Raw genomic sequence first — 25,372 nt, 5'->3', positions numbered from 1 at the left:
TGATCTCAGTAGAGTATTGCAAGTGCTTAAAAATATAAAATATTTAAGGGAAGAAGTTCAATCACTAAGTGTTTACGCTAAGATGATTGAATATAAGATTTTTGAACTGAGTAGAACCAAAAAAGAAATTAAGCAAAAAATTCACAGTCTCTCTAATAAAATCCAGGTTGACACAGCGTCTTTAGCTGAACTTGAAGTCCAATATTTAGCTTTGTTGGAAAGTAGAGGCGCTAGCCCACACGAGATAGGAGTTCTTCATGGATACATTTCTATACTTGGAAAACGCATCAAGGTGAATAATGAAGAACTGGTGGATAAAGAGAGAAAACTAAAATCACTTAAAAATGATATTTTTGATAAAAGTATAGCTCTTGATGAACTTGGCTTTATATGCAAGGGAAAAAAAATAGCTTTAAAACTTAAAGAGGAGGCTGAATCTATTAATTATTTAAATAATATTTCGTCTCTTTCTTGCATACAGGAAAAATAGCATGCACCTGTCTAAAGACTTTCCCGACTATAACGTAAGTGTAACTAGAGACTCTTCAACCCAAGGCTTTTCAGCAGAAACGTCTAGGCTAGTTGAATGGGAAAAGGCTGTTATTTCTGCATCAGATCCAAGCCGGCAACTGGACAAGGTGCCTAGGGAGGTAGGTAGTGCTTCCAATTCTGAACCAAAAAATAGTTTTCTGAATAGTGCAGTCCAAGAGAATGAGTACCAAAAATCGATCTTTACACTAGAACAGTGTTTGGTCTCCAGTCATTCAATCCAAAAGAAAAGTAACACGTTAGATAAACTTTCAGAGTCTACCGTTTTACCATCTAGGGATAGAATCAATGAATTACAATTCTTAGATGGTAAGTTAAAAGATATTAATACAAAACCCCAAAGTAGAGTTGAAAAAGCTGTCACGCAGCAATTGTTAAGGGTTTTGCCAGAGAAAAGCCTGTTAAATTTTTGTTTTAAAGGTGATTTTGTTGAACTAAGGCTTCGTAATTATTTTGCAGATCTTAACGAGCTACTTGAAGTTGTTGATAAAATTCTAGACAAGTACGGCATTAGAGTAGATAAGTATTTAATTAATGGTTCATATATTACTAAAAATAGGCGATGACTTATGGCAATTGAATCTGTAGGGCGAGTAATGGAATCTCAGGGGGCAGATCAACAGGCCTCTGTAGAACTTGATGAATTCATGGAGATATTTATCACCCAGCTAAATTACCAAGACCCGCTCGATCCGGTTGATAATAGAGAGTTTCTGACGCAGCTAGCGGAATTTTCTAACCTAGAGTTGGCGCGTGCAACAGAGGCCGGAATTACTGAATTGCTAGAAGTTAATGCAGTAAGTCAATCTTTAAGTTTGCTTGGAAAGTTAGTAGAAGTAAATGGTGAAAATGGAACTACTATTGGAAATGTTGAATCTATTCGATTCGAACAGGGGGTACCCTATATTTCATTATCAACCTCCGACGGAATCTTGATACCTGATTTATCCCTTAATGATATCCGTATTGTAAAGGAATAGTTTTATGAGTCTTTCTAATGTTGTATCAAATAGTCTTTCTGGATTTAGTGCATTTACAAAAAAATTGGATGATTTAAGCCATAACGTTGCAAATATGAACTCCGTAGGGTTTAAGAAAAAGGAGACATTCTTTCAGGAAGTTAATGACAATGGTGGGAATGGAGTACACCTCTCCAATGAGAGGGTTTCATTCTCTAATGGAGATATTTACTCAACTGGAGAGAATACTGATCTGGCCATAGAGGGAGAGGGGTTTTTTATTGTTAGGAGCGAGACTGGAACATCTTATACTAGAGCGGGTCAGTTTGTATTTGACTCCGGAGTGCTTGTGGACTCAAATACAGGTGGAGAGGTACTAAGCATTACTGATAGTGGCGAGTTAGTAAATATAGATATCTCTGATATGCAGTTTTCTTCATATGAGCCAACATCAGAAGTTAGCCTGACAGGTAATTTAAGTTCGTTGTCGGCAGATGACATAGAATTTCCATCAGAAGATGAAAGTCCAATATCAGTAGATGTTGTAGATTTTTCGGGGCGAAATCAGAAATTATCTATAACCTATACAAAGCAGTCGACCGATGATTGGTTGGCTGAGGTAACGAACGAATCCGGTGAAATTGTAGGATCGGACACATTAAAATTCACCGCTGCCGGATCTCCGGTCTCTGGATTTAATACAATAAATGTGGCACTTGAATTGGATAATGGTAAAACACAAAATATTGTGTTTTCTGCTGGCAAAGCCGGGGAATTCACAGGTCTCACTAGTTTCCCATCCCAAACAAATGCTTTACAGTTACAATCTATAGACGGTAGAAGTTTTGGAACTTTGCAGGATATTAGCTTCGATAGCTCTGGTTCTATAATACTCACCTATACAAATGGAGATATTAAAAAACCTTACTCGCTTGGACTTGCATTGTTTGTAGATAAGAGTGTATTGAGCAGTATTAATAACAGTCATTTTTATAGTGATTCAGATCCTAGCGCCATAGCATCTGCAGATGAGAAAATGGTCGGGTATATAAAGGCTCAATCTTTGGAGCGCTCAAATGTTGATGTTACTGATGAGTTTTCAGAAATTGTTATTATACAGAGAGGTTATCAAGCCTGCTCACAAGTTCTAACCATATCTAATCAGATGATTGAAGAGCTATATAATAGTGCAAAAGGTGGCTAAATGCGAGCTAACTATTTCTATACTTATTCACCGAAACAGATTCAGCGAGTAGAAAATTTCATTATAGATAAGTGTAAAGAGTGGGGGCTACGTTGGTTCAAAAAAGAAGATATTAAGCCAACCGTCAAAAACTTATCTAATCTAAGTCTTGATACGAAGGCGATAAAAACTAGGAAATATTTTGGTGGCTGCTTACATATTGAAGCATGGGAGTTACAATCAAGCCAGATTGTTGGTGCATTATTAGGTAGACAAGTTTCATTGAAAGATACTGAGCACAATATATGTATAGAGCTTCTTAATAAGTTGTTTTCAGATTTAGCTTGCCAGTTTCCTAATGTAACCTTAGATAGTGAGCCTTCCTGCTTGAAGGAGAGTGTTTTTTGCTATGGCAGTGGATGGTGTGTCGTAGAGATACAAATATCTGAAGAACTTTATACTAAAATTTATTTGGGTCAAGAAATTGTATTTTCTTTGCTGGATATTGATCATAGCTCTATCTCAGATGACATTTCGATTTGCTCAATGGATTCGATTTTAAAAGATCAATCAGTCAAGTTTATTGCAAATGTGTCAAACTTGAAATTGTCCATTGAAGACCTATTGGAGATTGAGGTCGGAGATATCGTACTACTTGATAAAAAAATAGAAAGTAAAATAACTCTTAAATCTGAGAACGATGAGATTGACATTGTAGGTGAGATGTGCTCGAAAAAAACCAATAGCGCTGTGCGCCTTGCCTCTAATTAATTATTTAAGGAATATTATGACTGATAGAACTGTTGAGATCGTTGAGTTGCCGGAAGTTAAAGAATTCTCTGGAGAGAAAATATTTGAAACAATAAGTCCCCGCTTCTTTAAGGGAATCACTCTAGAGGTAAAGGTTGAATTAGGTAGTACAATCATCGCCCTTGATAGGTTAATGTCGTTGACTGTTGGTAGTGTTTTAGAATTAGACACTCCTTCTAACCAAAATGTATGCTTGAAAGTTGGAGAGGAAATTTTTGCAAAAGGTAGGCTTGTTGTAGTGGATGGGTTTTACGGTGTAGAAGTTGAGGAGAAATTTTCGATTTCGTAAAAATATTAGCGTCGACATGTTAAATTTAGTGATGCAGGTATTTTTTTCTGCTTTGTGTTTTTCTATTCTGGAATTATTCATTGATTCATGTTTTATGTGATTTTAGGTTTTTGATGCCATGAGAAGTTATCTTGCGTCTGCTCAGATTGGTTTTAAAGAGGAGTACTTTATTTGGGGTGGTGATTTAGGGCTGTACTGGTTAGTGGTACTTGTGGTTTTCGTGATTGTTGTTTTTTTTATACGTGCTAAGCAAAAAAAATCGTCGCAGGGTGTTAGTTCTAGGGTTTCTCTTAAAGAAAAGTTGCCTTTGTCTCAAACTTTAACTGTTTATTTGCTTGAAGTTGATGATGAAAATATCTTGCTTGTTTGTGGCCCTGGTGGATTGAGTATATCTAATGTCTCTAAAGCTTAAAAATAAAAATACTTTATTTGTTGTTGCTTTTTTAGTATTTATTTTTAATTTTCCATTAAATGGTTACTCTCAATCATTACTTCCAAATATTGCTGCTGAGCAACTTTCCCTAGCTGATGAGAATTCCACAGGAGTTGGTTTGTCAGCACCTTTTCAAATTTTACTAACTCTTACACTGTTAAGTGTTGCGCCTGCACTGCTGATGCTAATGACGGCTTTCACCCGGATAGTTATAGTTTTGTCTATGCTTCGCCAGGCATTGGCTATGCCTAGTACTCCCCCTAATAGTGTATTAATTAGTTTTGCATTTTTGCTGACCATATTCGTAATGACTCCGGTTTTTGAGAGAGTTAATGAGGATGCGATACAGCCATACCTTAATAAAGATCTTAGTTTTGAGGCGGCATTAGTAGGTGCACAGCCGCCACTAAAAGAATTCATGGTCGAACAAACTCGCGAGAAGGATATATCTCTTGTATATGAGATGTCTGGTAAGAGTGTGCCAGAGAGTATTGATGAAGTAGGGCTCTTCACACTTGTCCCTGCATTTCTAATTAGCGAATTACAATCTGCATTTTTAATAGGGTTTATGATTTTTCTGCCATTTTTAATGATAGATTTAATTGTAGCAAGCGTTTTAATGTCTATGGGAATGATCATGTTGCCACCGACTACAGTATCATTGCCCATTAAAGTGCTTGTTTTTGTGTTGATCGATGGATGGTCTCTATTGGCGTATTCGCTGCTTGGAAGTTTTTCTTAGAATTTAAATTTTCATTAAAAGTATGGAAGAAGATCTTACAGAGAAGTGGGTTTCTCTAGAAACATCAGGGTTAATGTCTGCACGAAATTATTTATTCGAATATTATCGAAGTTATAGCCATACTATTGCAGGCTTGATTTATAGGAAGTGTCAACATCTGGGGGTAGATTTACAAGATCTACTACAGCTAGCTGAGCTGGGCCTATTGGATGCGATAAGCAAATATGATAGGAAGAAAAAAGTATTTTTTAAAACGTATGCTTCTTTCAGAATAAAAGGCAGCGTTATGAATGGTGTAAGCTCCTACTCCGAAAGAGCAAGCTTACATAGCTACTTCTCAGGAGAAAATATGATGGAATTTAACATCGATTTTTCCACAAGAAGCGGCGACAGTCTGTTTGACTCAATTGTAGGTGCGACTTTAGACTTTGGCTACTCCTACCTTTTAGAGTCAAGTTGGCTCAATGGCGAAACCTCATTATCGGATTTCCCTTATGATTCATTGGAGGGACAAGCATTCTTTCAGCAAATATTGGATTACATAGAAAAACTACCAACAATTAACCAGAATCTAATTAGGATGAGGTATATTGAGGACAAGAGTTATTCGGATATAGCTAAAGCAATGAAGCTTAGTAAATCTAGAGTGGCGCAACTTCATAGTGATCTTCTAGCATCGATTAGAGAGCATGTTAACAAGCAAACGTGTTGGAACAAGGTTATTTAAATTTCCACCAATATTATATCGATTCTAGTGACACAGGTGTGACTTATGTCTTCACCTGTGTCTTTCCCTTATGCTGGCCCCGTAAATTGATTTAGTAACGATAGTAACGGCCTCGGTAGCGATAGTAGTCTCTACGTTTTCTCTCCCTATCATAAAGGTAGCCTGCACCGGCACCAATAACCGCACCTGCGGCAGTGCCACCAGGGCGCCCGCCACTGATCAAGGCACCTGTTACTGCGCCTATGCCGACACCGGTGCCGATTCGGCGGTCGGTATCACTCATATTGGCGCAGCCCGTACCTCCAAGGCTTGCAGTCAATACTGCGGCCAAGCTGAGATATTTGATAGCTTTGATACGCATAGACACCTCTGTTACTGGAAGGTTGAGGTATAAAGAATCGGCGCAGGCCGACTATTTCGGAGCCAGTGTAGAGTCCGCATGCACTGGCAACAAATCCAAATTGGGAGTTTCATTCCCTTTTTTTGTCGATATTTAGGTGGTTGTTAAGGTGTTTGAAAAACAAGACTTGGTAGAACTGGCTCGACTCAAAATGCCATTTGGAAAATACTCGGGCCGGGTTTTAATAGATTTGCCTGAGGAGTACCTGCTTTGGTTCGCAAAAAAGGGGTTTCCAGAGGGGCGTCTAGGACAGTTAATGGCATTAGCCTTGGAGATAAAAGTAGAGGGATTGCAGGGGCTTATTGATCCTCTGCGCTGACCTTTTAGCAGGTTTTCCCAGTATTGCAATCACCTTGGTCGGTTTGCTCTGCGGGACTTTGACATTAATATAGTAATGCCTAGGTGTGCTTTGCGGAGCGAAGCCCAAGAAAAAGCGGGCCGTAATGGAGACTGGACTGACCCGGAAATAGGCCCACAGCGGGTAACCACTGGTCTGAATGATTTCAGCGAGGTAGTAGCGGGAGTAGAGCCAGTCAGCTTAAAAGAGGGAGCGGTCGAAACGAATTCGGCCGCCACTCTTTTAAATTATTCTAAACTCAGTTCTCACCGACTAATATCCGTCGGCAATATTTTGTGAGAGAGTTGCCCGACTTGAAAGTCGGACGCAGCTATCTACTAACTAACTGATCAGAGTGGGATTCGGATAACAACACCACCCATAGTGTGGCCCAGCTCAAAGTCAGTGCGCGGGCTGTCTACGTGATCGTTGTGACAGCTCACACAAGCAGGTGAAACACCTACATCCGCATATACTGCAGTGAAGTACTCGGTATCACCTAGTTTTTCGCGGCCGTAAAAGTTTTTCCCCGGGTTGTCGATTACGTACTGCAAGCCCTCTTTTTCCATCTCAGTGCGCGGTTTGTTTTGCTTGTTGATTGGCCACAGGGAGAGCAGGGCATAGTTAAAGCCAGACTCATTTTCGGCAACACGCTCAGCTCCCATACGCATCATCTGCGCGGGGAGTGGTAGCAATTTCTTATCTTGCCAGTGCTCATCAGCGTCGAGGATTTTCTCCTCGTTCTGCAGGCGGTTTACAACCTTGTTGGTGTAGTTGGCCCTGTCTGCCTCGATAACGGCAAAGATGGCATCCGCCATTCGCTCCGGAGCAACTCCCTGGTTTTTCTCACAGCCGGTGAGCAGTGCCAGTCCAGCGATAATACAAGCGGCAATACGCATATTTTCCCCTCCTATTGGGATTGATTTTGCTTGTTTTTGCTTTTGGTAATCCTTGCAATACGCTCGCGGATCAGCTCGAAGGTTTCATGCTTCTCTGCGGGTTTATGCTTGAAATTATTGTTAATCAGAGTTTTGTCAGCCAGGGCAGCAAGGGAGAATTCGGCTCCATGACAGCTCAGGCAAACGGGCATCATTTTTTCATTGGGGCGAAGGTTATGATTTTGATTATGGTTAACTACAACCTGTTCGCCATGGGTTTCCCGTGGTAAATGGCAGCTGGCACAGCTTACGCCACCCTCTGGGTTTGAATTCCAGGTATCGAAGTGAGGGGACTCTTTGTAAGAGAGACTGTGCTCATCACTGTGGCAACCCAGGCAAGCCTCTACAGCGGCAAATTGCAGATTTACTTCATGGGGCCCGTGACAACTGACACAGCTCAATTCATCCGTTGCGCTGGTTTTCATGGGAAGGCGGGCCTGTTGTGGGGAGATGGCGCCGACCTGCTGGATAAAGCCCTCTTCCAGCTTGTTGGACATGCGCATTCCATGTTTTCCTTGAGTGAAGGATTCTTTTTGATTGCTGTGGCAACTAGCACATTGCTCGACAATCTCAACACTACTGAATTGCACTTGCCCATCGACGTGACAGCTGCTGCAGTTCACCTCTGTTTGTGCGTGAATACTCTGTGCCCAGACCGTTGCGATTTCTGCAGTCTGGCTAGAGCTACTAATGTCTGCTTCGCTAACTTTTAAAGGGGCTTTATCTGAATGCTCATTTAGCCAGGACTGAACTGCTGTACGAGCGGGAAGCTTTGCAGTTTCCAATAGATCAGGTTGATCAACATGGGCGATAAGGAAGTCTTCATACAGGGAGCCATTATCGTGATAGTTGTGGCAGCCCGCACTTGCGCAGGTTTCAAATCCCAGGTCTTTGTGACTACTGCGCTCTTCGGCAATATCGCTGTGGCAGTGAAAGCAAAAGTCGCCCGCCAGGGTTACGCCCATCTCTCCGGTGATTTGTGGTTTGTGCTCAGTGTGACAACTTACACATAGCCGGGCGTCAAGAGTCTCCAGAAGTACAGCATTGCGCGGATCTAAAAATTTCTGCCGGGGGTGTGAGTCGTCTACAAGCTCCAGTTCTTCCGCATGGCAATTCAGGCAAGCTTGCTGAACAGCATCCTCACCGGCAAAGCCATCGGTATGGCAGGAAGTACAAGCCAGCTCAATTTGATGGTGACCGTGCGTGGCATCTCCACTGATAAATAGAGATTTATCGTCAACGTTAAGGTTGTATGCCACCGCAGAGCCGATAGCCAGCGTTAGCAATACACCGTAATGCCAGAATTTAAATTGATATGATTTCATCTAGAAGTAATAAACCGCAAAAATATGGTAGGCGAGAAGGACCGGTAAGGCCCAGAGCAGGGCATAGTGAACTCGGGACCACCATTTTCGGTGTTCGCGAAGTTTCAGGTCAGTCCAATGGTGGTTGCGTGCCATAAAAACGCCGACGAGAGAACCAGTTGCGGTTGCAGTTAGAAATACCAGCATCAATGCTAAATTCAGGTTTTCACCAAGGCGGAAGCCTGAATGTACAGCGAGTGCAAGTAGAGCGATTAAACCTGTAACGCTGTGTGCATAGCGCCAGTGATCGACATGCCCAAGGCTAAGTTTATTCCAACGTTTCCTGATACTGAGAGCGGCAGTAAACAGGCACATAGCGAGAATGGTATAGCCCGTAACCTGCTTCCAAAAATTGTCGTACCAGAGCTTTTCCCAAAAAAGTGCAGTCTGCACTGAGGAGGAAACTGGAGCTGGCGGCATCAGGAAAGCCAGGGCTATCAGGATTAATGACAGAACAGAAGTTATCAATATTCCCTTGGAGTGTCGCATTACCAAGTTGGGAGCTGGCACATCCAGAAGCTCAGCCATTAGCGGGCGGCAACTACCGCAAACAGACCCGGCTGTTGTCGCTTGTTGCAATTCGTTTAAATTGCGCTTCCCAGCGGAAATAGCCTTGCATAATTCCCCTTTGGTGACAGAGTTACACTGGCAGACCAGATAACTATCGGGAAAATCTTTAATGCTATTGCCGCTTTTTTTGGCAAACACTCGCCCTTCGCTTTCAAAGTCTTTCAGTGTGCGCAGAGAGATTTTTTGCTCCTGTGCTACGGTCTGGCGCAATTCATTGGCTTCATCCCAGCTGCCAATATAAATGGCTCCAACGATGTATTCGCCTTTGATAAATAAGCGTCTATAGATCCCCTTAAAACGATTGCGATAGACATGACTCTCAACGCCTTCTTGCTGATTGAGGTTTTCCGGGGTTACCTCCCCCATTATTCCGCAGGGAATATGGGCAATTTTCAGCTGAATATCGGTATAAGTGCCGGAGTAGGGTTGCGAGAGAGATTTACCGCTATGGTTGCGACGAATATGTGAGCAGCAGCTTTCAGCTTGTTCGTAGCCCGGTCGGACCAATTGGTAGACTTTCTTGTCAAACTCAGCGCACTCGCCTACGGCGTAAATATCCGGGTCGGAAGTTTGCATCCATTCATTGACTACGATTCCGCGTTTAGTTGAAAGTCCGCTCTGTTCGGCCAGGCTAATTTCCGGCTTAATCCCTGTGCACAACACGATAGCGTCGACGGGAATTTTTTCGCCACTTTCAAAAGTGAGTAGGCGCTTGCTATCGCTCTTTTCAATGGATGTTAGGGAGTCCGAAATTTTTAACTCTACACCCAGTGCAGTGAGTGCGGACTTTAGGAACTCCTCTCCTTCTTCACCCAGGAGCCCGCTGAGTAAGTGTCCTCTGGATTGTAAAGTGATTTTGTTTTTAGGAGTTTTTAACGCGGTTGCAGCTTCAAGGCCCAGAGCACCAGCACCGATAACACAGATGTCTGCATTCTGCTCCCTTAACTCAAGTAAATCATTGGTGTTACGCAGACTCCGAAAAGGGTAAACACCAGGCAGATCCGCACCCGGAATCTTCGGAATAATAGGATTTGATCCAGTCGCTATTATTAGCTTGGAATAAGGCTGTATATTCCCTGCAGCATCGGTGACTGTTTTTTGGGAGCGATCGATAGAGACTATTTCACGGTCAATATATTCTGCCAGGCGGTGGTCACTTTGACTGAGAATAGGGTTATCAAGCTCCTCCAACTCTACATGGCTTGATAGATATTGAGAAAGTTTAACCCGGTTGTAGGGAGACTCTGTTTCTGCCCCATAGATAACAATTTGAGCTTCGTCACAGAATTCTAATAATTTTTGTGCGCAACGCACGCCCACCGGACCAGTACCGATAATTACATAAATTGGGTAGCTGTTATCATTAGTGTGGATGCCGCTTGGTAATTGCTCGACAAGTGTGTCGTCTAGCTCAGTCATACCTCCCCCCGACTGCTTTGATTTTCTATTAGTCTTTGTATTTTTAATTTGTCTGCCAGATGGCTTGCTAATTTTCTTAGACTAATATCCCACTCTTTAGTGTTTTTTTGAATTCTAATCCCTATATGTTTAAACAAAATTAAATAAACGTCTAGTGCCGATTAGAGCATGACGATAGAGAATTGGGTGTAAAGTAAGGTCAGGTCGGAAAATAAGGCTGGATTTAACTGGCGTGCACAGTTTTTTGACGGCTAAATGTATCTTGCCCAAATTCGGTGCTTATATTTAATTTGATTGTGAAAAATTGGCGGGGTGAGGGGAGTGCTTTCCAGTTACTTTGTGACCGCTGAGCGGCCAAAAAATATGCGGCCCCGTCCTTGTGGGCTGCGGACTGTAAAATAGTATGCCTATTGTAAAGATTTGTTTCTTATCGGCATTCCTAGGTTAAATATCTCACTACTCCTGATAAAAAAACTAAACGTTGCTTTTAGGAGGGTTGGTAAAGGACGTAGAGTTCTTTTTCTTCTAGGGCAGTACGGCGAGTTAGCGCTTCACCGATTTTCTGATAATCCATTTTGAAATCGCGAACCATTTCAGGAGTGAAGGCTTCGTGGTTATAGCGTTTGCAAAATTGCACAACCGCATTTGCAATTTCATTCATATCGGTGCGGAAATCTTTAACTACTTGCAGTGTGTGGGCGTCGCCAGCCAGTGCTTGCTCCAGGTATACGTAAAAACGTACATTTTCTTTGATTAGATGGGCCTGGAAGCCAGATTTAAATTGGGTCAGTAGCTGCGACAACTGGCGATAGTTCTGCTTCTCATAACCCTCTGACCACATGCGCTGAAAAATACTGATCAGGGTGCGGTGATCGTCTTCAAGGGCTTTGATTAGAGTGGGATCGTAAGAGATTGTGCGGGCACCTTTAGCTCCTGCATAAGAGCTGCGAGTATATTTTTCCTCAAGGTCCGCCGCGTCTTCTGTTTTGTTACTTCGGAACATTCCAGAAATAAAACTAAGCATGAATTTAGTCTCAGTAAATTTAAAGGTTTGTTATTAGGTCTGATAGCGCCGCGAAGTTGGGGGTAACTTAAAGAAAGCAAAGCTGTTTGGGTCCCGGCGGGCGTGGCGGATTTTACATTGGATGACAGTTGGTTTAACTGTTATGGAAGGGGCGAGTAAAGCAAAATTTCCAAAGTGAGACTTGTGTCACGCTTCAGATCTTTGCATTTTAATTTTTATCGAAATGTAGTTGATTATCGCCAGTAGAATCAAAATAAATTCAAATATTCAATTAATAAAAAACCCGGCATAGCCGGGTTTTTTTGATTGCTTGAGCTTAGCGCTGCTCGAGCGGTACATAATCGCGCTGCGGGTAGCCGGTATACAGCTGGCGAGGACGACCAATTTTGTACGGATTGGAAATCATTTCATTCCAGTGTGCAATCCAGCCTGAAGTACGGCCGGTGGCGAAAATTACGGTGAACATATCGGTGGGGATACCGATAGCCTTCATAATAATGCCGGAGTAGAAATCTACGTTCGGGTAGAGCTTCTTCTCTACGAAGTAATCGTCCTCAAGGGCGATTTTCTCCAGCTTCTTGGCGATCTTCAGCAGGGGATCATTTTCTGCACCCATGGCACCCAGAACTTCATCACAGATGCCCTGCATTACGCGGGAGCGTGGATCGAAGTTCTTGTAGACGCGGTGACCAAAGCCCATCAGGCGGAAGGGGTCATTCTTATCTTTGGCGCGCTTCACGAATTCGTCGATACGGCTTTCGTCGCCAATTTCCTGCAGCATGTTCAATACCGCTTCATTGGCACCGCCGTGAGCGGGTCCCCACAAAGTGGCAATGCCGGAAGAAATACAGGCGAACGGATTGGCACCAGAAGAGCCAGCCAGGCGAACAGTGGAGGTGGACGCATTCTGCTCGTGGTCTGCGTGTAGCAGGAAGATGATGTCCATTGCCTTGGCGACAACCGGGTCTATCTTGCTGGGCTCGCAGGGGTTGCCAAACATCATGTGCAGGAAATTCTCGGAATAGCTGCGGCTATTGTCCGGGTACATGAAGGGCATGCCCTGGGAGTGCTTATAGCACATGGCTGCCAGGGTTGGCATCTTGGCAATCAGGCGGTGGGCGGAAATCTCGCGGTGCTCCGGATTGGTGATATCCAGGGAGTCGTGATAGAAGGAAGCGAGGGCACCGACTACGCCACACATCATCGCCATTGGGTGGGCATCGTAACGGAAGCCTTTAAAGAAGCTCACCAGGGATTCGTGAACCATGGTGTGAGACATAATGGTGTCTACATACTTCTTCTTTTCTTCTGCGTTGGGCAGTTCGCCATTCATCAGCAGGTAGCAGGTTTCCAGGTAATCGGATTTTTCTGCCAGTTGCTCGATGGGGTAGCCGCGGTGCAGCAGTTGGCCCTTGCCGCCATCAATAAAGGTGATCTTGGAATCACATGAGGCGGTAGATACGAAGCCCGGGTCGTAAGTAAATAAGCCTTTACTGGTCAGACCGCCGACATCAATAACATCGGGGCCGAGGGTGCCGGAGCGAACTGGCATCTCAAGGGCGCCGTCGATACCATCGACTGTGAGGTGCGCTTTTTTATCGGACATTGCGGACTCCTAAAAATGTTCTTATGCCGGCCTTTTCCCGCTGTTTTCGGGAGCTAGCGGCCTTTTGAGCGGGGCCAAACTTAAGTGCCGCGCCGCAAATTGTCAAACCAAAAGGAATGGACGACCAGTCTATTGGCGACAGGATATCCGGTTCCGCTCCATACTCGTAGAGTATTTGTCTAGATAATGCACAGGAAAGTCTGAGGAAATCCCGCGATTCCCGATTTACTACGCGATACTGGTGGGAACCCGGCGTAATCGCAGGCGTTCGTTGTGTTTTGACTAGTGAATGCCTATAATCCGCGCGGCTTGCGCCATGGTACGGCTACTTTGTATAAGGCTTCATCAGGTCGAGTGCAAAGTAATCAGCAAGCAGCTCGTCCCTCCATTGAAAAGCTAACGGGCGCCCGGTCGTTCAGGGCAACAAGGTGTTTTTCCTGTGAACAAAAACAGACCTGTCAATTTAGACATTTCCACTATAAAGCTTCCCGCTACCGCTGTGGTTTCCATTTTGCATCGTATTTCCGGTGTAGTGCTCTTCGTTGTTGTTGCACTACTACTGTGGATGCTCGATGTCAGTTTGGAATCCGAGCAGGGATTCGCCGAAATTGCAGCGGTATTTAACAGTATCCCTGCCAAGCTCATTCTCTGGGCATCGCTGGCGGCACTTATTTACCACATTCTGGCAGGTGTTCGTCATCTGTTTATGGATATGGGAGTAGGTGAAAGTCTCGAAGGCGGCCGTCGCAGCGCTGTGTCAGTGCTGGTGCTGGCTGTAATCCTTATTCTTCTGGCGGGAGTATGGTTGTGGTAAAAACAGTAACAAGCTTTGGCCGTAGCGGTACTTTCGATTGGCTCTACCAGAGAGTCACTGCGGTAATATTGCTCGCCTATACCCTCTTTATAGTGGGTTTTATCTTTTTTAGTAAAGACTTCGGCTACCAGGCCTGGTCCGAACTGTTCGCCCAGCGCTGGATGCGTGTTTTCAGCCTGGTTGCCTTGCTGTCCACCATTATTCACGCTTGGATTGGCCTCTGGTCCGTGGTAACTGACTACATCACCAACCGGATGATGGGCGGTAAAGCCACTGTTCTGCGCTTGTTCGTAGAAGTGATTCTGGCTGCCGTTGCCGTGTTGTACGCGGTGTGGGGCATTGAAATTCTTTGGGGTGTATAAGCAATGGCGAACATGCGTACTATTTCATTTGACGGGATTGTAATTGGTGGAGGCGGTGCCGGTATGCGCGCTGCCCTGCAGATGGCCCAGTCCGGCTATAAAACTGCGGTTATTACCAAGGTATTCCCGACTCGTTCTCACACAGTATCTGCCCAGGGTGGCATTACCTGTGCAATTGCCAGTTCAGATCCCAACGATGATTGGCGCTGGCATATGTACGATACCGTTAAGGGTTCCGACTATATCGGTGACCAGGACGCTATTGAATATATGTGTTCCGTAGGTCCGGAAGCGGTATTTGAGCTGGAGCACATGGGCCTGCCTTTCTCCCGTACTGAGGAAGGTCGTATTTATCAGCGCCCCTTCGGCGGTCAGTCTAAAGATTTCGGCCGCGGTGGCCAGGCTGCACGTACTTGTGCTGCTGCTGACCGTACCGGCCATGCACTGCTGCACACCCTCTATCAAAACAACGTTAAGCACAAAACCGAATTCCTGAACGAATGGTTTGCGATTGACTTGGTGAAGAACCAGGACGGTGCTGTTGTGGGTGTGATCGCCATGTGCATCGAAGATGGCGAAGTGGTTTATATCAAATCCAAAGCGACTGTATTCGCTACCGGCGGTGCCGGTCGTATCTTCGCTTCCACCACCAACGCACACATCAATACCGGTGACGGTGTCGGTATGGCCCTGCGTGCCGGTATGCCGGTCCAGGATATTGAGATGTGGCAGTTCCACCCCACTGGTATTTACGGTGCCGGTGTACTCGTGACCGAAGGTTGTCGCGGTGAAGGTGGCTACCTGATCAATAAAGATGGTGAGCGTTTTATGGAGCGCTATGCGCCCAACGCCAAAGACCTCGCTTCCCGCGACGTTGTGGCTCGCTCTATGGTTCTCGAAATTCTCGACGGCCGCGGCTGTGGCCCGGAAGGCGATCACGTATTCCTGAAGCTTGATCACCTGGGTGAAGAGCTGCTCAACAGCCGTCTGCCCGGTATCTGTGAACTGTCCAAGACCTTCGCTCACGCCGACCCAGTTAAGGTGCCGATCCCGGTAGTACCTACCTGTCACTATATGATGGGCGGTATTCCCACCAACGTTCACGGTCAGGCTCTGACCCAGGACGCTGCGGGTAACGATCAGATTGTTGATGGCTTCTACGCCTGTGGCGAAGTTGCCTGTGTGTCCGTACACGGAGCCAACCGCTTAGGCGGTAATTCCCTGCTAGACCTGGTGGTATTCGGTCGCGCTTCCGGCCTGTTTATTGAGAAGTCCCTGCGCGAAGGTATCGAGCACCGCGAAGCTTCCGAGTCTGATCTCGAAGCCGCTATGGCTCGCCTGAATCACCTGGAAACCAATGAGAAGGGTGAGAAGGCTGCCGACCTGCGCAAAGAGCTGCAGGGCGTGATGCAGAACCACTTCGGTGTATTCCGTCGCGGCGACTTTATGGCCGAAGGTGTGAAGAAGCTTGCAGATCTGCGCGAGCGTATTGAAAATGTGCGCCTCGAAGACAAGAGCCGCGCGTTTAACACCGCCCGTGTTGAAGCATTGGAGCTGCAAAACTTACTGGAAGTTGCCGAGGCCACTGCAGTTGCTGCAGAGACCCGCACTGAAAGTCGCGGTGCTCACGCCCGTGAGGACTTCCAGGAGCGCGATGATGAAAACTGGCTGTGCCACTCTATGTATTTCCCCACGGAAAAACGTGTTGGCAAGCGTGCAGTAAACTTCGCGCCTAACACTATGGAAGCCTTTGAACCGAAAGCTCGGACTTACTGATTCGGGAGCGGAATAGAGTATGTTGAAAGTAAGCATTTACCGTTACAACCCGGAAACCGACAAAGCGCCTTATATGCAGGACTATGAACTGGACACCAAGGGCAAGGACCTGATGGTGTTGGACGTTCTGGAATTGCTGAAAGCCGAAGATCAGACCTTGTCTTTCCGTCGTTCCTGCCGTGAGGGCGTTTGTGGCTCTGACGGTATGAACATTTCCGGTCGCAATGGTCTGGCGTGCACTACGCCACTGTCTGAAGCTGCCCCCAAGGGTAAACTGGTTCTGCGTCCGCTGCCGGGCCTGCCTGTTATCCGCGACTTGGTTGTGGATATGGAGCAGTTCTACGAGCAGTACAAGAAGATTGAACCGTACCTGCAAAACGATACTCCGGCTCCGGCCATTGAGCGTCTGCAGTCTCCGGAAGATCGCGAAAAGCTCGACGGTCTGTACGAGTGTATCCTGTGCGCCTGCTGTTCCACTTCCTGTCCGTCTTTCTGGTGGAATCCGGACAAGTTTATCGGCCCAGCTGGTTTGTTGCAGGCTTACCGCTTCCTGGCAGATAGCCGCGACCTGGCTACTGATGAGCGCCTGTCAAATCTGGATGACCCCTTCAGTGTATTCCGTTGTCACGGTATTCAAAACTGTGTCAATGTTTGCCCGAAAGGACTGAATCCGACGCGCGCGATCGGCCATATCCGCAATATGCTGCTGACCCGCGCCGTGTAGGGGATGCTGCGGCCGGTTATCGGCCCGCTGGGGTTCGCGCTCTGCGAACCCGGTGCCAGGTAGGGTGCCAAGCAAACGACAAAAAACCGGTTCTAACCGGTAAAAAACTGAAAAGGGGAGGTGGCTTTGTGCGCCTCCCCTTTTGTGAGTGAAAGGAAAGCGCAGTGGCTCAAGAGAAGATAAGCACACTGCAATTGAGGTAGGCATCAACATGCACGAAAGTACCATGGAGCAGCTGTGGCGTAGCTCCCATATCTCCGGGGGCAATGCTGCCTACGTGGAGGAGCTTTACGAGACCTATCTGCACGACCCCAACGGTGTCCCCGAGGAGTGGCGCAATTATTTCGATAGCCTCCCCCGCGTTGAGGGCAGCAGCGATGTTTCCCACGCCGCTGTTCGCCAGCACTTTGAGCTGCTCAGCAAACACCGCGCGCGTCCGGTGGCCGCTCCCGGTGCGGCCGGCTCTGCCAATATTGAGCACGAGCGCAAGCAGATTAAAGTTCTGCAACTGATCGATTCCTACCGCCATCGCGGCCATAAAAAAGCGACCCTCGACCCCCTGGGCTTGATGGCTCGCGAACAAGTGCCCGACCTGCAACTGAGCTACCACGGCCTGACTGAGGGTGATTTCGATACCACCTTCAATACCGGTAGCCTGTTCCTCGGTAAAGAAGAGGCGACCCTGCGTGAAATCGTCGAGGGTCTGGAGAATACCTACTGTGGCAATCTGGGTGCGGAGATCATGCATCTCTCCAACCTGGAAGAGCAGCAGTGGTTCCAGCAGCGCCTTGAGCGCAGCCAGTCCAAAGCCAACTTCGGCACCGACATCCAGATTGAAATCCTGCAGCGCCTTTCCGCCGCTGAAGGCCTGGAGCGCCACCTGGACTCCAAGTACCCCGGCACCAAGCGCTTCGGTGTAGAGGGTGGTGAGAGCCTGATCCCGATGATGGACGCTCTGATCCGTCGCTCCGGCACCTACGGGGTGAAGGAAGTGGTGATCGGTATGGCCCACCGCGGCCGCCTGAATACCCTGGTTAATATCCTCGGTAAAAACCCGGCAGATCTGTTCCAGGAGTTTGAAGGCAAGAAGACCCTCGATACTTCCGGTGACGTGAAGTACCACCAGGGCTTCTCCTCTAACGTGATGACTCCCGGTGGTGAAGTGCATCTGGCCCTGGCCTTTAACCCGTCGCACCTGGAAATCAGTGCGCCCGTGGTAGTGGGTTCCGTACGCGCCCGCCAGGATCGCCGCAAAGATGCGACCGGTGAGAAAGTAATGCCGATCAACATCCATGGCGACGCAGCTTTTGCCGGCCAGGGTGTGGTGCAGGAAACCCTGCAGATGTCCCAGACCCGCGGTTACTACACCGGCGGTACTGTGCACATCGTACTGAACAACCAAGTGGGCTTTACCACCAGCAAGCGCGAAGATGCCCGCTCCACCGAGTACTCCACCGATCCCGCTAAGATGATCGATGCGCCGGTGCTGCACGTAAATGGCGACGACCCGGAAATGGTCGTATTGGCCGCGCTGCTGGCGGTGGACTACCGCTACGAATTTAAGAAAGACATCGTTATCGACCTCGTCTGCTACCGTCGTCGCGGCCACAACGAGACCGATGACCCCTCTGGTACCCAGCCGCTGATGTACCAGACTATCCGCAAGCACAAGACTACCCGCACGCTCTATTCCGAGAAGCTGGTGGGCGAGGGCATCCTCGACAAGGTTGCCGCAGACAAGCTGGCCAACGACTACCGCGACAAACTGGATGCCGGTGAAGACGTTGCTACCGGTCTTGTGAAGAAGCCGGACTCCTCCATGTTTGTTGACTGGAGCCCCTACCTGGGCCACGACTGGCAGGTGCCTGCAGATACCGGCTATGCGCTGCCGAAGCTGCAGGATGTCGCTACTCGCATGACCAACGTGCCCGATGGCGTGGTAATGCAGCGCCAGGTCTCCAAAATTTATGAAGACCGCCGCAAAATGGCCGGTGGCGCCCTGCCTCTGAACTGGGGCATGGCGGAAACTTTGGCTTACGGCACTCTGCTGGAAGAGGGCTTTATGGTCCGCTTTACCGGTGAAGACGTGGGTCGCGGTACCTTCTCCCACCGTCACGCGGTGGTTCACAGCCAGAAAGACGGTCAGAGCTATGTGCCTTTGCAGCATATGTTTGAAGACCAGCCGCCTTTCTATATCTACGACTCGCTGCTGTCCGAAGAGGCGGTGTTGGCGTTTGAATACGGCTACGCCACCACAACACCAAAGTCCCTGGTGGTGTGGGAAGCCCAGTTTGGTGACTTCGCCAACGGTGCCCAGGTTGTGATCGACCAGTTCATCACTTCCGGTGAGCACAAGTGGGGCCGTATGTGCGGCCTGGTAATGCTGTTGCCGCACGGCTACGAAGGCCAGGGCCCAGAGCACTCCTCTGCGCGCCTTGAGCGCTTTATGCAGCTGTGTGCGGAGCACAATATCCAGGTGTGTAATGCCACTACCCCGGCACAGATCTTCCACCTGCTGCGTCGCCAGGCGGTGCGCCCAATGCGCCGTCCTCTGGTGATTATGAGTCCAAAGTGGATTCTACGTCACAAGTTGGCCACCTCCAGCCTGGAAGAGCTGGCAGAAGGTCGCTTCCACAACGTGATCCAGGACCAGGGTGTAGATCCTGACAAAGTGAAGCGCGTGGTTCTGTGTTCCGGCAAGGTTTACTACCACCTGCTGGAAGCCCGTATGGAGCGCGAACAGGAAGATGTGGCGTTCGTACGAATCGAGCAGCTGTACCCATTCCCGGACGAAGAGTTTGTGGAAGCGGTTTCCGCATTCAAGAAGATCAAGAGTGTTGCCTGGTGTCAGGAAGAGCCCATGAACCAGGGCGCCTGGTACTCCAGCCAGCACCACTTGCGTCGCCTGTTGTCGGAAACCCATCCGAAGCTGGATCTGGAATATGTGGGCCGCGCCCCATCCGCAGCACCTGCGGCGGGCTATATGTCCACGCACCTTGAAGAACAGAATAAGTTCATCAACGAGGCGCTGACCGTCAAATAACCGGCGGCAGTAATAAGTGAAGAGTCAATCTCAGGAAACAGAAAAAATGACGATCGAGATTAAAGCGCCAACTTTCCCTGAATCAGTTCAGGACGGAACTGTCGCCACCTGGCATAAACAACCCGGTGAAGCTGTGTCCCGCGATGAACTGATCGTGGATATCGAAACCGATAAAGTTGTGCTGGAAGTTGTTGCACCTGCCGATGGTGCCCTGACTGAAATCATCAAGGGTGAGGGCGATACCGTTCTCTCCAATGAGGTGATTGCCAAGTTTGAAGCGGGCGCTGGCGCAGCTGCTGCCCCGGCGGAAGAAAAAGCAGAAGCTCCGGCTGCCGAAGCCGCAGCTCCTGCGGCTGGCGACAAAATTGCCATGCCATCTGCCAAGAAAATGGCTGCTGAGAAGGGCGTAGACCTGGCCGGTGTTGAAGGCACTGGCAAGGGTGGTCGCGTTCTCAAGGAAGACGTAATGAAAGCGGGCACTGCGCCGGCTGCCGCTGCTGTACCTGCCGCTGCAGTTGCTGAAGTTGCGGTTGCTCCGGGTGAGCGCGTAGAGAAGCGTGTTCCTATGACCCGTATGCGCAAGCGTATCGCTGAGCGCCTGCTGGACGCTTCCCAGTCCACCGCCATGCTCACCACCTTTAACGAGGTGAACATGAAGCCGATTATGGACCTGCGCAAGAACTACAAAGACCTGTTTGAGAAGACCCACAACGGCACTCGCCTGGGCTTTATGGGCTTCTTCGTAAAAGCTGCAGTAGAAGCGCTGAAGCGCTACACCGCAGTGAACGCGTCTATCGACGGCAACGATATCGTTTACCACGGTTACCAGGATATCGGTGTAGCGGTTTCCTCTCCGAAAGGCCTGGTTGTGCCGATTCTGCGCAATGCGGAGAACATGGGCCTGGCGGATATGGAAAACAATATCCGCGATCTGGGTGTTCGCGCCCGGGATGGCAAACTGTCTATCGAAGAGATGACTGGCGGTACCTTCACCATCACCAACGGTGGTGTATTCGGTTCCCTGCTGTCCACTCCGATTTTGAATCCACCGCAAACTGCAATTCTGGGTATGCACAAAATCCAGGAGCGCCCGATGGCGGTAAATGGCAAGGTGGAAATCCTGCCGATGATGTACCTGGCGCTGTCCTATGACCACCGTCTGATCGATGGTAAGGAAGCGGTTGGCTTCCTGGTAGCGATCAAGGAAATGATCGAAGATCCAGCGCGTATCTTGCTCGAAGTTTAAACAATAAATCTTGGGGCCTGCGGGCCCCCTCGATCACACTGCATTAGAAATATCTGGAACTGATCATGTCCGAAAAATTTGACGTAATCGTAATTGGCTCCGGTCCTGGTGGTTATGTCGCTGCCATCCGTGCCGCTCAGTTGGGCTTGAAAACGGCTTGTATCGAAAAGTGGAAAAACAAGGAAGGTAAATACGTAAATGGCGGTACCTGCCTGAACGTTGGCTGTATTCCTTCCAAGGCACTGCTGGACAGCTCCTGGAAATACCACGAAGCCAAAGATGCTCTCGACGTGCACGGCATTGAAGTCGGCAAGGTCAAGATGGATGTGAGCAAGATGATCGAGCGCAAAGGCGAGATCGTTAAGAAGCTGACCGGTGGTGTAGCAGGTCTGTTCACCGCCAATAAAGTAACCTCCATTTTCGGCACCGGCAAACTGCTGGCGAACAAGAAAGTGGAAGTAACCGACGACGAAGGCAACAGCACCGTCTACGAAGCTGAAAACGTCATTCTGGCTTCCGGTTCTGTACCGGTAAATATTCCGCCCGCTCCGGTAGATAACAAAATTATTGTCGATTCCACTGGTGCTCTGGAATTCACTGAAACTCCAAAGCGTTTGGGTGTTATCGGTGCCGGTGTTATCGGTCTGGAGCTGGGCTCTGTATGGAACCGCCTGGGCTCTGAAGTGGTTGTTCTGGAAGCGATGGATAAATTCCTGGCGATCATGGACCAACAGGTTGCCAAAGAGTCCCAGAAGATCTTCAAGAAGCAGGGCCTGGATATCCGCCTCGCTTGCCGCGTAACCGGCTCCGAAGTGAAAGGCGATGAAGTGGTTGTTACTTACCAGGACAAAGATGGTAAAGAGCACCAGGAAACTTTCGACAAGCTGATCGTTTGCGTTGGTCGTCGTCCTTACACCGAAGGCCTTCTGTCTGAAGATGCCGGTGTGAAGATGGACGAGCGTGGATTCATCTATGTCAATGACCTGTGCATGACTTCTGCACCGGGCGTATGGGCGATTGGTGACGTGGTGCGCGGCCCAATGCTGGCACACAAGGCCTCAGAAGAAGGTGTTGTGGTTGCCGAGCGCATCGCTGGCCAGAAGCCGATGATGAACTACGACGTGATCCCCAACGTTATTTACACTCACCCGGAAATCGCTGCGGTTGGTCGCACCGAAGAGCAGGTGAAGGCCGATGGCGAGCCCTACAACGTAGGCAGCTTCCCGTTTGCTATCAACGGCCGCGCTATGGCCGCCAACGATACCCAGGGCTTTGTGAAAATCATTGCTCACGCGGAAACTGACCGCGTACTGGGTGCCCATATTGTTGGCCCGTCTGCCGCAGACCTGGTTCAGCAAGTGGCGATCGCGATGGAATTCGGCTCCAGTGCTGAAGACATCGGTATGACGGTATTTGCGCACCCGACTCTTTCCGAAACTGTGAAAGAAGCGGCGCTGGGAGTGAACGGCCATGCGATTCACACCGTAAATCGCAAGAAGCGCAAGTAAGAATATTTTTCGATTTCGGGGCACTAATTATTGATTAATTAGCGCCCCGGTTTCATTTGTGGAATTTGAAATTTGCAACGACGGAAATTTTAAATTTCTCTTTCAGGTGCAGAGTGATCTGCAATTAGTAAACACATTTTATATGTGAATTGGTATTGACTATGAACTTGCATGAGTATCAGGGCAAACAACTGTTTGCGGAATACGGATTGCCGGTTTCCAAAGGCATTGCAGCGGAAACCCCGGCAGCGGCAGCAGCAGCGGCTGACGAAATTGGCGGTGATAAGTGGGTAGTAAAGGCCCAGGTACACGCTGGTGGCCGCGGTAAGGCTGGCGGTGTAAAGCTGGTAGATTCCAAGGCAGAGATTGAAGAGTTTGCCAAGAAGTGGCTGGGCGAGCGTCTGGTAACTTATCAAACAGACGAAAATGGCCAGCCGGTTTCCCGTATCCTGGTTGAAAGCTGCACTGACATCGACCAAGAACTGTACCTTGGCGCCGTTGTTGACCGCTCCACCCGTCGTATCGTTTTCATGGCTTCCACCGAAGGCGGCGTTGAGATCGAGAAAGTAGCGGAAGAGACTCCAGAAAAAATCCTGAAAGCCACTATCGATCCGCTGGTAGGCGCTCAGCCTTACCAAGCGCGCGAGCTGGCTTTCAAACTGGGCCTGAACCCGACTCAGGTTAAGCAGTTCACCAAGATCTTCCTCGGCCTGGCAAAAATGTTCCAGGAAAAAGATCTGGCCCTGCTGGAAATCAACCCGCTGGTAATCACCACCGAAGGCAACCTGCACTGCTTGGACGCCAAAGTGGTAATCGACAGCAACGCGCTATACCGCCACGCTGACCTGCGCGAAATGCACGATCCTTCCCAGGAAGATTCCCGTGAAGCGCACGCTGCCAAGTTCGACCTGAACTACGTAGCTCTCGATGGCAACATCGGCTGCATGGTAAACGGTGCTGGTCTGGCCATGGGTACCATGGACATCGTAAACCTGCACGGCGGCAAGCCAGCTAACTTCCTGGACGTTGGCGGCGGCGCGACCAAAGAGCGCGTTGTTGAAGCGTTCAAGATCATCCTGTCTGACGAGAACGTAAAAGCCGTACTGATCAACATCTTCGGTGGTATCGTTCGCTGTGACATGATCGCCGAAGGCGTTGTGGGCGCAGTAAAAGAAGTTGGCGTTAAAGTACCGGTTGTTGTTCGCCTGGAAGGTAACAACGCAGATCTGGGCGCCAAGGTTCTGAGCGACAGTGGCCTGAACATTATCGCGGCTACCAGTCTGACCGATGCGGCTCAGCAAGTGGTTAAAGCTGCGGAGGGTAAATAATCATGTCAGTATTGATTAACAAAGACACTAAAGTAATCTGCCAGGGCTTCACCGGCTCCCAGGGTACTTTCCACTCCGAGCAAGCGATTGCTTACGGCACCAAGATGGTTGGTGGTGTAACTCCGGGTAAAGGCGGCCAGACTCACCTGGGCCTGCCAGTATTCGACACCGTTAAAGAAGCGGTAGAGAAGACCGGCGCTGAAGCTTCCGTAATCTACGTACCTGCGCCTTTCTGTAAGGATTCCATCCTGGAAGCGGCCAACGCTGGTATCAAGCTGATTGTTTGTATCACCGAAGGTATTCCGACTCTGGATATGCTCGACGCTAAAGTGAAGTGCGACGAGCTGGGCGTGCGCCTGATCGGCCCGAACTGCCCGGGTGTTATCACTCCGGGTGAGTGCAAGATCGGTATTATGCCAGGTCACATCCACAAGCCGGGTAAAGTGGGCATCGTTTCCCGTTCCGGTACCCTGACCTATGAAGCGGTTAAGCAAACCACCGACTACGGCTTTGGCCAGTCCACCTGTGTGGGCATCGGTGGTGACCCCATCCCGGGTTCCAACTTCATCGATATCCTGGAAATGTTCCAGAACGATCCGCAGACCGAAGCAATCGTTATGATCGGTGAGATCGGTGGCACTGCTGAAGAAGAAGCAGCTGCTTACATCAAGGAAAATGTTACCAAGCCTGTAGTTTCCTACATCGCTGGTGTAACTGCTCCTCCCGGCAAGCGTATGGGTCACGCGGGCGCGATCATCTCTGGTGGTAAAGGCACCGCCGATGAGAAATTTGCTGCTCTGGAAGACGCTGGTGTTAAAACCGTGCGCTCCCTGGCTCAGATCGGCGACGCTCTGAAGGAAATTACTGGCTGGTAAGTAATTGCCAACTTTTAGTTTTCAAAAAAGCCACCCATTGGGTGGCTTTTTTTATGGCTGTATAAAGTCGGGTCAAATTAGGCAGGGTTGCGCTGGGCTCCCCCAGTAAATATTTTTACCTATCTTTACATTTTCATGGTGTTTACAGTTTTATCTGTTGTTAAGTTTTCTTTTTTTCGCTGAAAGTTGATTTTCATTCTCTCTTCATTTTTGTACTTCTATCTATAGGTCACGTAAGTCTGCGTTTTGTAAGGCTTTTCTTGTGGTTCCTAGCTCTTTTGGTTGCTTGTTGAAAATATTTGAATATTTTTTATTACAGAAATCGATTTTGGTTTTGGTGTTTGGA

General features: G+C 48.3%; 25 protein-coding genes. 19 read left to right on the top strand and 6 right to left on the bottom strand.

Features of this window, described 5'->3' with window-relative positions:
* Window positions 1-22: 22 nt before the first annotated feature.
* From ACJJIQ_RS14500 to ACJJIQ_RS14460, 9 genes are all read left to right on the top strand, one after another.
* Window positions 23-490 carry a hypothetical protein gene (locus ACJJIQ_RS14500; RefSeq protein ID WP_444896409.1) on the top strand — a complete coding sequence of 156 codons (468 nt, stop codon included), beginning with the start codon at window positions 23-25 and terminating at the stop codon, window positions 488-490.
* A gap of 1 nt (window position 491) precedes the next feature.
* Window positions 492-1,115, top strand: a complete 624-nt coding sequence (locus ACJJIQ_RS14495) for a hypothetical protein (RefSeq protein ID WP_445362289.1) — start codon at window positions 492-494, stop codon at window positions 1,113-1,115.
* A 3-nt stretch (window positions 1,116-1,118) separates the two neighbouring features.
* Window positions 1,119-1,529 carry a flagellar hook assembly protein FlgD gene (locus ACJJIQ_RS14490; protein ID WP_444896411.1) on the top strand — a complete coding sequence of 137 codons (411 nt, stop codon included), beginning with the start codon at window positions 1,119-1,121 and terminating at the stop codon, window positions 1,527-1,529.
* 4 nt (window positions 1,530-1,533) lie between these two features.
* Entirely contained in the window at window positions 1,534-2,712 is a 1,179-nt protein-coding gene (locus ACJJIQ_RS14485; RefSeq protein WP_444896412.1) for a flagellar hook-basal body complex protein, read from the top strand.
* On the top strand, window positions 2,713-3,462 hold the full coding sequence (locus tag ACJJIQ_RS14480) for a FliM/FliN family flagellar motor C-terminal domain-containing protein (protein ID WP_445362288.1): 750 nt from the start codon (window positions 2,713-2,715) through the stop codon (window positions 3,460-3,462).
* A gap of 16 nt (window positions 3,463-3,478) precedes the next feature.
* On the top strand, window positions 3,479-3,790 hold the full coding sequence (locus tag ACJJIQ_RS14475; RefSeq protein ID WP_444896414.1) for a FliM/FliN family flagellar motor switch protein: 312 nt from the start codon (window positions 3,479-3,481) through the stop codon (window positions 3,788-3,790).
* A gap of 118 nt (window positions 3,791-3,908) precedes the next feature.
* Complete coding sequence (locus ACJJIQ_RS14470) at window positions 3,909-4,202, top strand: hypothetical protein (protein WP_444896415.1); 294 nt, start codon at window positions 3,909-3,911, stop codon at window positions 4,200-4,202.
* Window positions 4,186-4,965, top strand: a complete 780-nt coding sequence (gene fliP / locus ACJJIQ_RS14465; protein WP_445362287.1) for a flagellar type III secretion system pore protein FliP — start codon at window positions 4,186-4,188, stop codon at window positions 4,963-4,965. Before ACJJIQ_RS14470 ends, fliP begins: the two co-directional genes overlap by 17 nt.
* A 22-nt stretch (window positions 4,966-4,987) precedes the next feature.
* Complete coding sequence (locus tag ACJJIQ_RS14460; RefSeq protein WP_445362286.1) at window positions 4,988-5,692, top strand: sigma-70 family RNA polymerase sigma factor; 705 nt, start codon at window positions 4,988-4,990, stop codon at window positions 5,690-5,692.
* A gap of 91 nt (window positions 5,693-5,783) precedes the next feature.
* On the opposite strand, the gene ACJJIQ_RS14455 is transcribed toward ACJJIQ_RS14460, so the two are convergent.
* Window positions 5,784-6,053, bottom strand: a complete 270-nt coding sequence (locus tag ACJJIQ_RS14455; protein ID WP_108734168.1) for a YMGG-like glycine zipper-containing protein — start codon at window positions 6,051-6,053, stop codon at window positions 5,784-5,786.
* A 148-nt stretch (window positions 6,054-6,201) separates the two neighbouring features.
* Here ACJJIQ_RS14455 and ACJJIQ_RS14450 point away from each other — a divergent pair, with 148 nt between their 5' ends.
* Window positions 6,202-6,411, top strand: coding sequence for a DUF3820 family protein (locus tag ACJJIQ_RS14450; RefSeq protein WP_282933831.1), 210 nt, complete (start codon window positions 6,202-6,204; stop codon window positions 6,409-6,411).
* A 368-nt stretch (window positions 6,412-6,779) separates the two neighbouring features.
* Here the strand turns inward: ACJJIQ_RS14450 and ACJJIQ_RS14445 are convergent, their stop codons facing one another.
* The 5 genes from ACJJIQ_RS14445 to gltA form a co-directional block, all read right to left on the bottom strand.
* A complete protein-coding gene (locus ACJJIQ_RS14445; RefSeq protein WP_282933830.1) occupies window positions 6,780-7,328 on the bottom strand; it encodes a Tll0287-like domain-containing protein in 549 nt (182 codons plus the stop codon).
* Between the two features lie 11 nt (window positions 7,329-7,339).
* Window positions 7,340-8,692: a cytochrome c3 family protein gene (locus ACJJIQ_RS14440; protein WP_445362285.1), complete on the bottom strand. Its 1,353-nt coding sequence runs from the start codon at window positions 8,690-8,692 to the stop codon at window positions 7,340-7,342.
* Entirely contained in the window at window positions 8,693-10,720 is a 2,028-nt protein-coding gene (locus ACJJIQ_RS14435; protein WP_445362284.1) for an FAD-dependent oxidoreductase, read from the bottom strand.
* A gap of 487 nt (window positions 10,721-11,207) precedes the next feature.
* Window positions 11,208-11,744, bottom strand: coding sequence for a hemerythrin domain-containing protein (locus ACJJIQ_RS14430; protein ID WP_413662988.1), 537 nt, complete (start codon window positions 11,742-11,744; stop codon window positions 11,208-11,210).
* Window positions 11,745-12,060: 316 nt separating this feature from the next.
* On the bottom strand, window positions 12,061-13,350 hold the full coding sequence (gltA, locus tag ACJJIQ_RS14425) for a citrate synthase (RefSeq protein WP_413662987.1): 1,290 nt from the start codon (window positions 13,348-13,350) through the stop codon (window positions 12,061-12,063).
* A gap of 439 nt (window positions 13,351-13,789) precedes the next feature.
* Here gltA and sdhC point away from each other — a divergent pair, with 439 nt between their 5' ends.
* From sdhC to sucD, 9 genes are all read left to right on the top strand, one after another.
* On the top strand, window positions 13,790-14,164 hold the full coding sequence (gene sdhC / locus ACJJIQ_RS14420; protein WP_282933825.1) for a succinate dehydrogenase, cytochrome b556 subunit: 375 nt from the start codon (window positions 13,790-13,792) through the stop codon (window positions 14,162-14,164).
* Complete coding sequence (sdhD, locus tag ACJJIQ_RS14415) at window positions 14,158-14,526, top strand: succinate dehydrogenase, hydrophobic membrane anchor protein (protein ID WP_282933824.1); 369 nt, start codon at window positions 14,158-14,160, stop codon at window positions 14,524-14,526. The genes sdhC and sdhD overlap by 7 nt, the downstream gene beginning before the upstream one ends.
* 3 nt (window positions 14,527-14,529) lie before the next feature.
* Window positions 14,530-16,302, top strand: coding sequence for a succinate dehydrogenase flavoprotein subunit (sdhA, locus tag ACJJIQ_RS14410; RefSeq protein ID WP_282933823.1), 1,773 nt, complete (start codon window positions 14,530-14,532; stop codon window positions 16,300-16,302).
* A gap of 19 nt (window positions 16,303-16,321) precedes the next feature.
* Window positions 16,322-17,026 carry a succinate dehydrogenase iron-sulfur subunit gene (locus ACJJIQ_RS14405; protein WP_282933822.1) on the top strand — a complete coding sequence of 235 codons (705 nt, stop codon included), beginning with the start codon at window positions 16,322-16,324 and terminating at the stop codon, window positions 17,024-17,026.
* Between the two features lie 211 nt (window positions 17,027-17,237).
* Window positions 17,238-20,069, top strand: coding sequence for a 2-oxoglutarate dehydrogenase E1 component (locus ACJJIQ_RS14400; RefSeq protein WP_282933821.1), 2,832 nt, complete (start codon window positions 17,238-17,240; stop codon window positions 20,067-20,069).
* A 46-nt stretch (window positions 20,070-20,115) separates the two neighbouring features.
* Complete coding sequence (gene odhB / locus ACJJIQ_RS14395; protein WP_413662986.1) at window positions 20,116-21,315, top strand: 2-oxoglutarate dehydrogenase complex dihydrolipoyllysine-residue succinyltransferase; 1,200 nt, start codon at window positions 20,116-20,118, stop codon at window positions 21,313-21,315.
* Window positions 21,316-21,380: 65 nt separating this feature from the next.
* On the top strand, window positions 21,381-22,823 hold the full coding sequence (gene lpdA / locus ACJJIQ_RS14390) for a dihydrolipoyl dehydrogenase (RefSeq protein WP_445362283.1): 1,443 nt from the start codon (window positions 21,381-21,383) through the stop codon (window positions 22,821-22,823).
* Between the two features lie 161 nt (window positions 22,824-22,984).
* Window positions 22,985-24,151 carry an ADP-forming succinate--CoA ligase subunit beta gene (gene sucC / locus ACJJIQ_RS14385; protein WP_282933818.1) on the top strand — a complete coding sequence of 389 codons (1,167 nt, stop codon included), beginning with the start codon at window positions 22,985-22,987 and terminating at the stop codon, window positions 24,149-24,151.
* Between the two features lie 2 nt (window positions 24,152-24,153).
* Window positions 24,154-25,026 (top strand): succinate--CoA ligase subunit alpha, encoded by an 873-nt coding sequence (sucD, locus tag ACJJIQ_RS14380; RefSeq protein ID WP_108734154.1) that lies wholly within the window; start codon window positions 24,154-24,156, stop codon window positions 25,024-25,026.
* The last annotated feature ends 346 nt before the right edge of the window (window positions 25,027-25,372 follow it).

Source organism: Microbulbifer maximicatervae (SeqCode), assembly GCF_052468295.1.
The sequence above is the reverse complement of the archived record's forward strand: the minus strand, read 5'-3'. Positions and strand labels throughout refer to the sequence as shown.

Bases quoted from the DNA above. Each gene is read 5' to 3' on its own strand.
- ACJJIQ_RS14440 (WP_445362285.1), bottom strand. From the start codon at position 8,692: ATGAAATCATATCAATTTAAATTCTGGCATTACGGTGTATTGCTAACG.
- ACJJIQ_RS14480 (WP_445362288.1), top strand. From the start codon at position 2,713: ATGCGAGCTAACTATTTCTATACTTATTCACCGAAACAGATTCAGCGA.
- sucC (WP_282933818.1), top strand. From the start codon at position 22,985: ATGAACTTGCATGAGTATCAGGGCAAACAACTGTTTGCGGAATACGGA.
- fliP (WP_445362287.1), top strand. From the start codon at position 4,186: ATGTCTCTAAAGCTTAAAAATAAAAATACTTTATTTGTTGTTGCTTTT.
- ACJJIQ_RS14430 (WP_413662988.1), bottom strand. From the start codon at position 11,744: ATGCTTAGTTTTATTTCTGGAATGTTCCGAAGTAACAAAACAGAAGAC.
- odhB (WP_413662986.1), top strand. From the start codon at position 20,116: ATGACGATCGAGATTAAAGCGCCAACTTTCCCTGAATCAGTTCAGGAC.
- ACJJIQ_RS14495 (WP_445362289.1), top strand. From the start codon at position 492: ATGCACCTGTCTAAAGACTTTCCCGACTATAACGTAAGTGTAACTAGA.
- ACJJIQ_RS14490 (WP_444896411.1), top strand. From the start codon at position 1,119: ATGGCAATTGAATCTGTAGGGCGAGTAATGGAATCTCAGGGGGCAGAT.
- ACJJIQ_RS14460 (WP_445362286.1), top strand. From the start codon at position 4,988: ATGGAAGAAGATCTTACAGAGAAGTGGGTTTCTCTAGAAACATCAGGG.
- lpdA (WP_445362283.1), top strand. From the start codon at position 21,381: ATGTCCGAAAAATTTGACGTAATCGTAATTGGCTCCGGTCCTGGTGGT.
- gltA (WP_413662987.1), bottom strand. From the start codon at position 13,350: ATGTCCGATAAAAAAGCGCACCTCACAGTCGATGGTATCGACGGCGCC.
- ACJJIQ_RS14400 (WP_282933821.1), top strand. From the start codon at position 17,238: ATGCACGAAAGTACCATGGAGCAGCTGTGGCGTAGCTCCCATATCTCC.
- ACJJIQ_RS14470 (WP_444896415.1), top strand. From the start codon at position 3,909: ATGAGAAGTTATCTTGCGTCTGCTCAGATTGGTTTTAAAGAGGAGTAC.
- ACJJIQ_RS14485 (WP_444896412.1), top strand. From the start codon at position 1,534: ATGAGTCTTTCTAATGTTGTATCAAATAGTCTTTCTGGATTTAGTGCA.
- ACJJIQ_RS14475 (WP_444896414.1), top strand. From the start codon at position 3,479: ATGACTGATAGAACTGTTGAGATCGTTGAGTTGCCGGAAGTTAAAGAA.
- ACJJIQ_RS14405 (WP_282933822.1), top strand. From the start codon at position 16,322: ATGTTGAAAGTAAGCATTTACCGTTACAACCCGGAAACCGACAAAGCG.
- ACJJIQ_RS14455 (WP_108734168.1), bottom strand. From the start codon at position 6,053: ATGCGTATCAAAGCTATCAAATATCTCAGCTTGGCCGCAGTATTGACT.
- sucD (WP_108734154.1), top strand. From the start codon at position 24,154: ATGTCAGTATTGATTAACAAAGACACTAAAGTAATCTGCCAGGGCTTC.
- ACJJIQ_RS14445 (WP_282933830.1), bottom strand. From the start codon at position 7,328: ATGCGTATTGCCGCTTGTATTATCGCTGGACTGGCACTGCTCACCGGC.
- sdhA (WP_282933823.1), top strand. From the start codon at position 14,530: ATGGCGAACATGCGTACTATTTCATTTGACGGGATTGTAATTGGTGGA.
- ACJJIQ_RS14435 (WP_445362284.1), bottom strand. From the start codon at position 10,720: ATGACTGAGCTAGACGACACACTTGTCGAGCAATTACCAAGCGGCATC.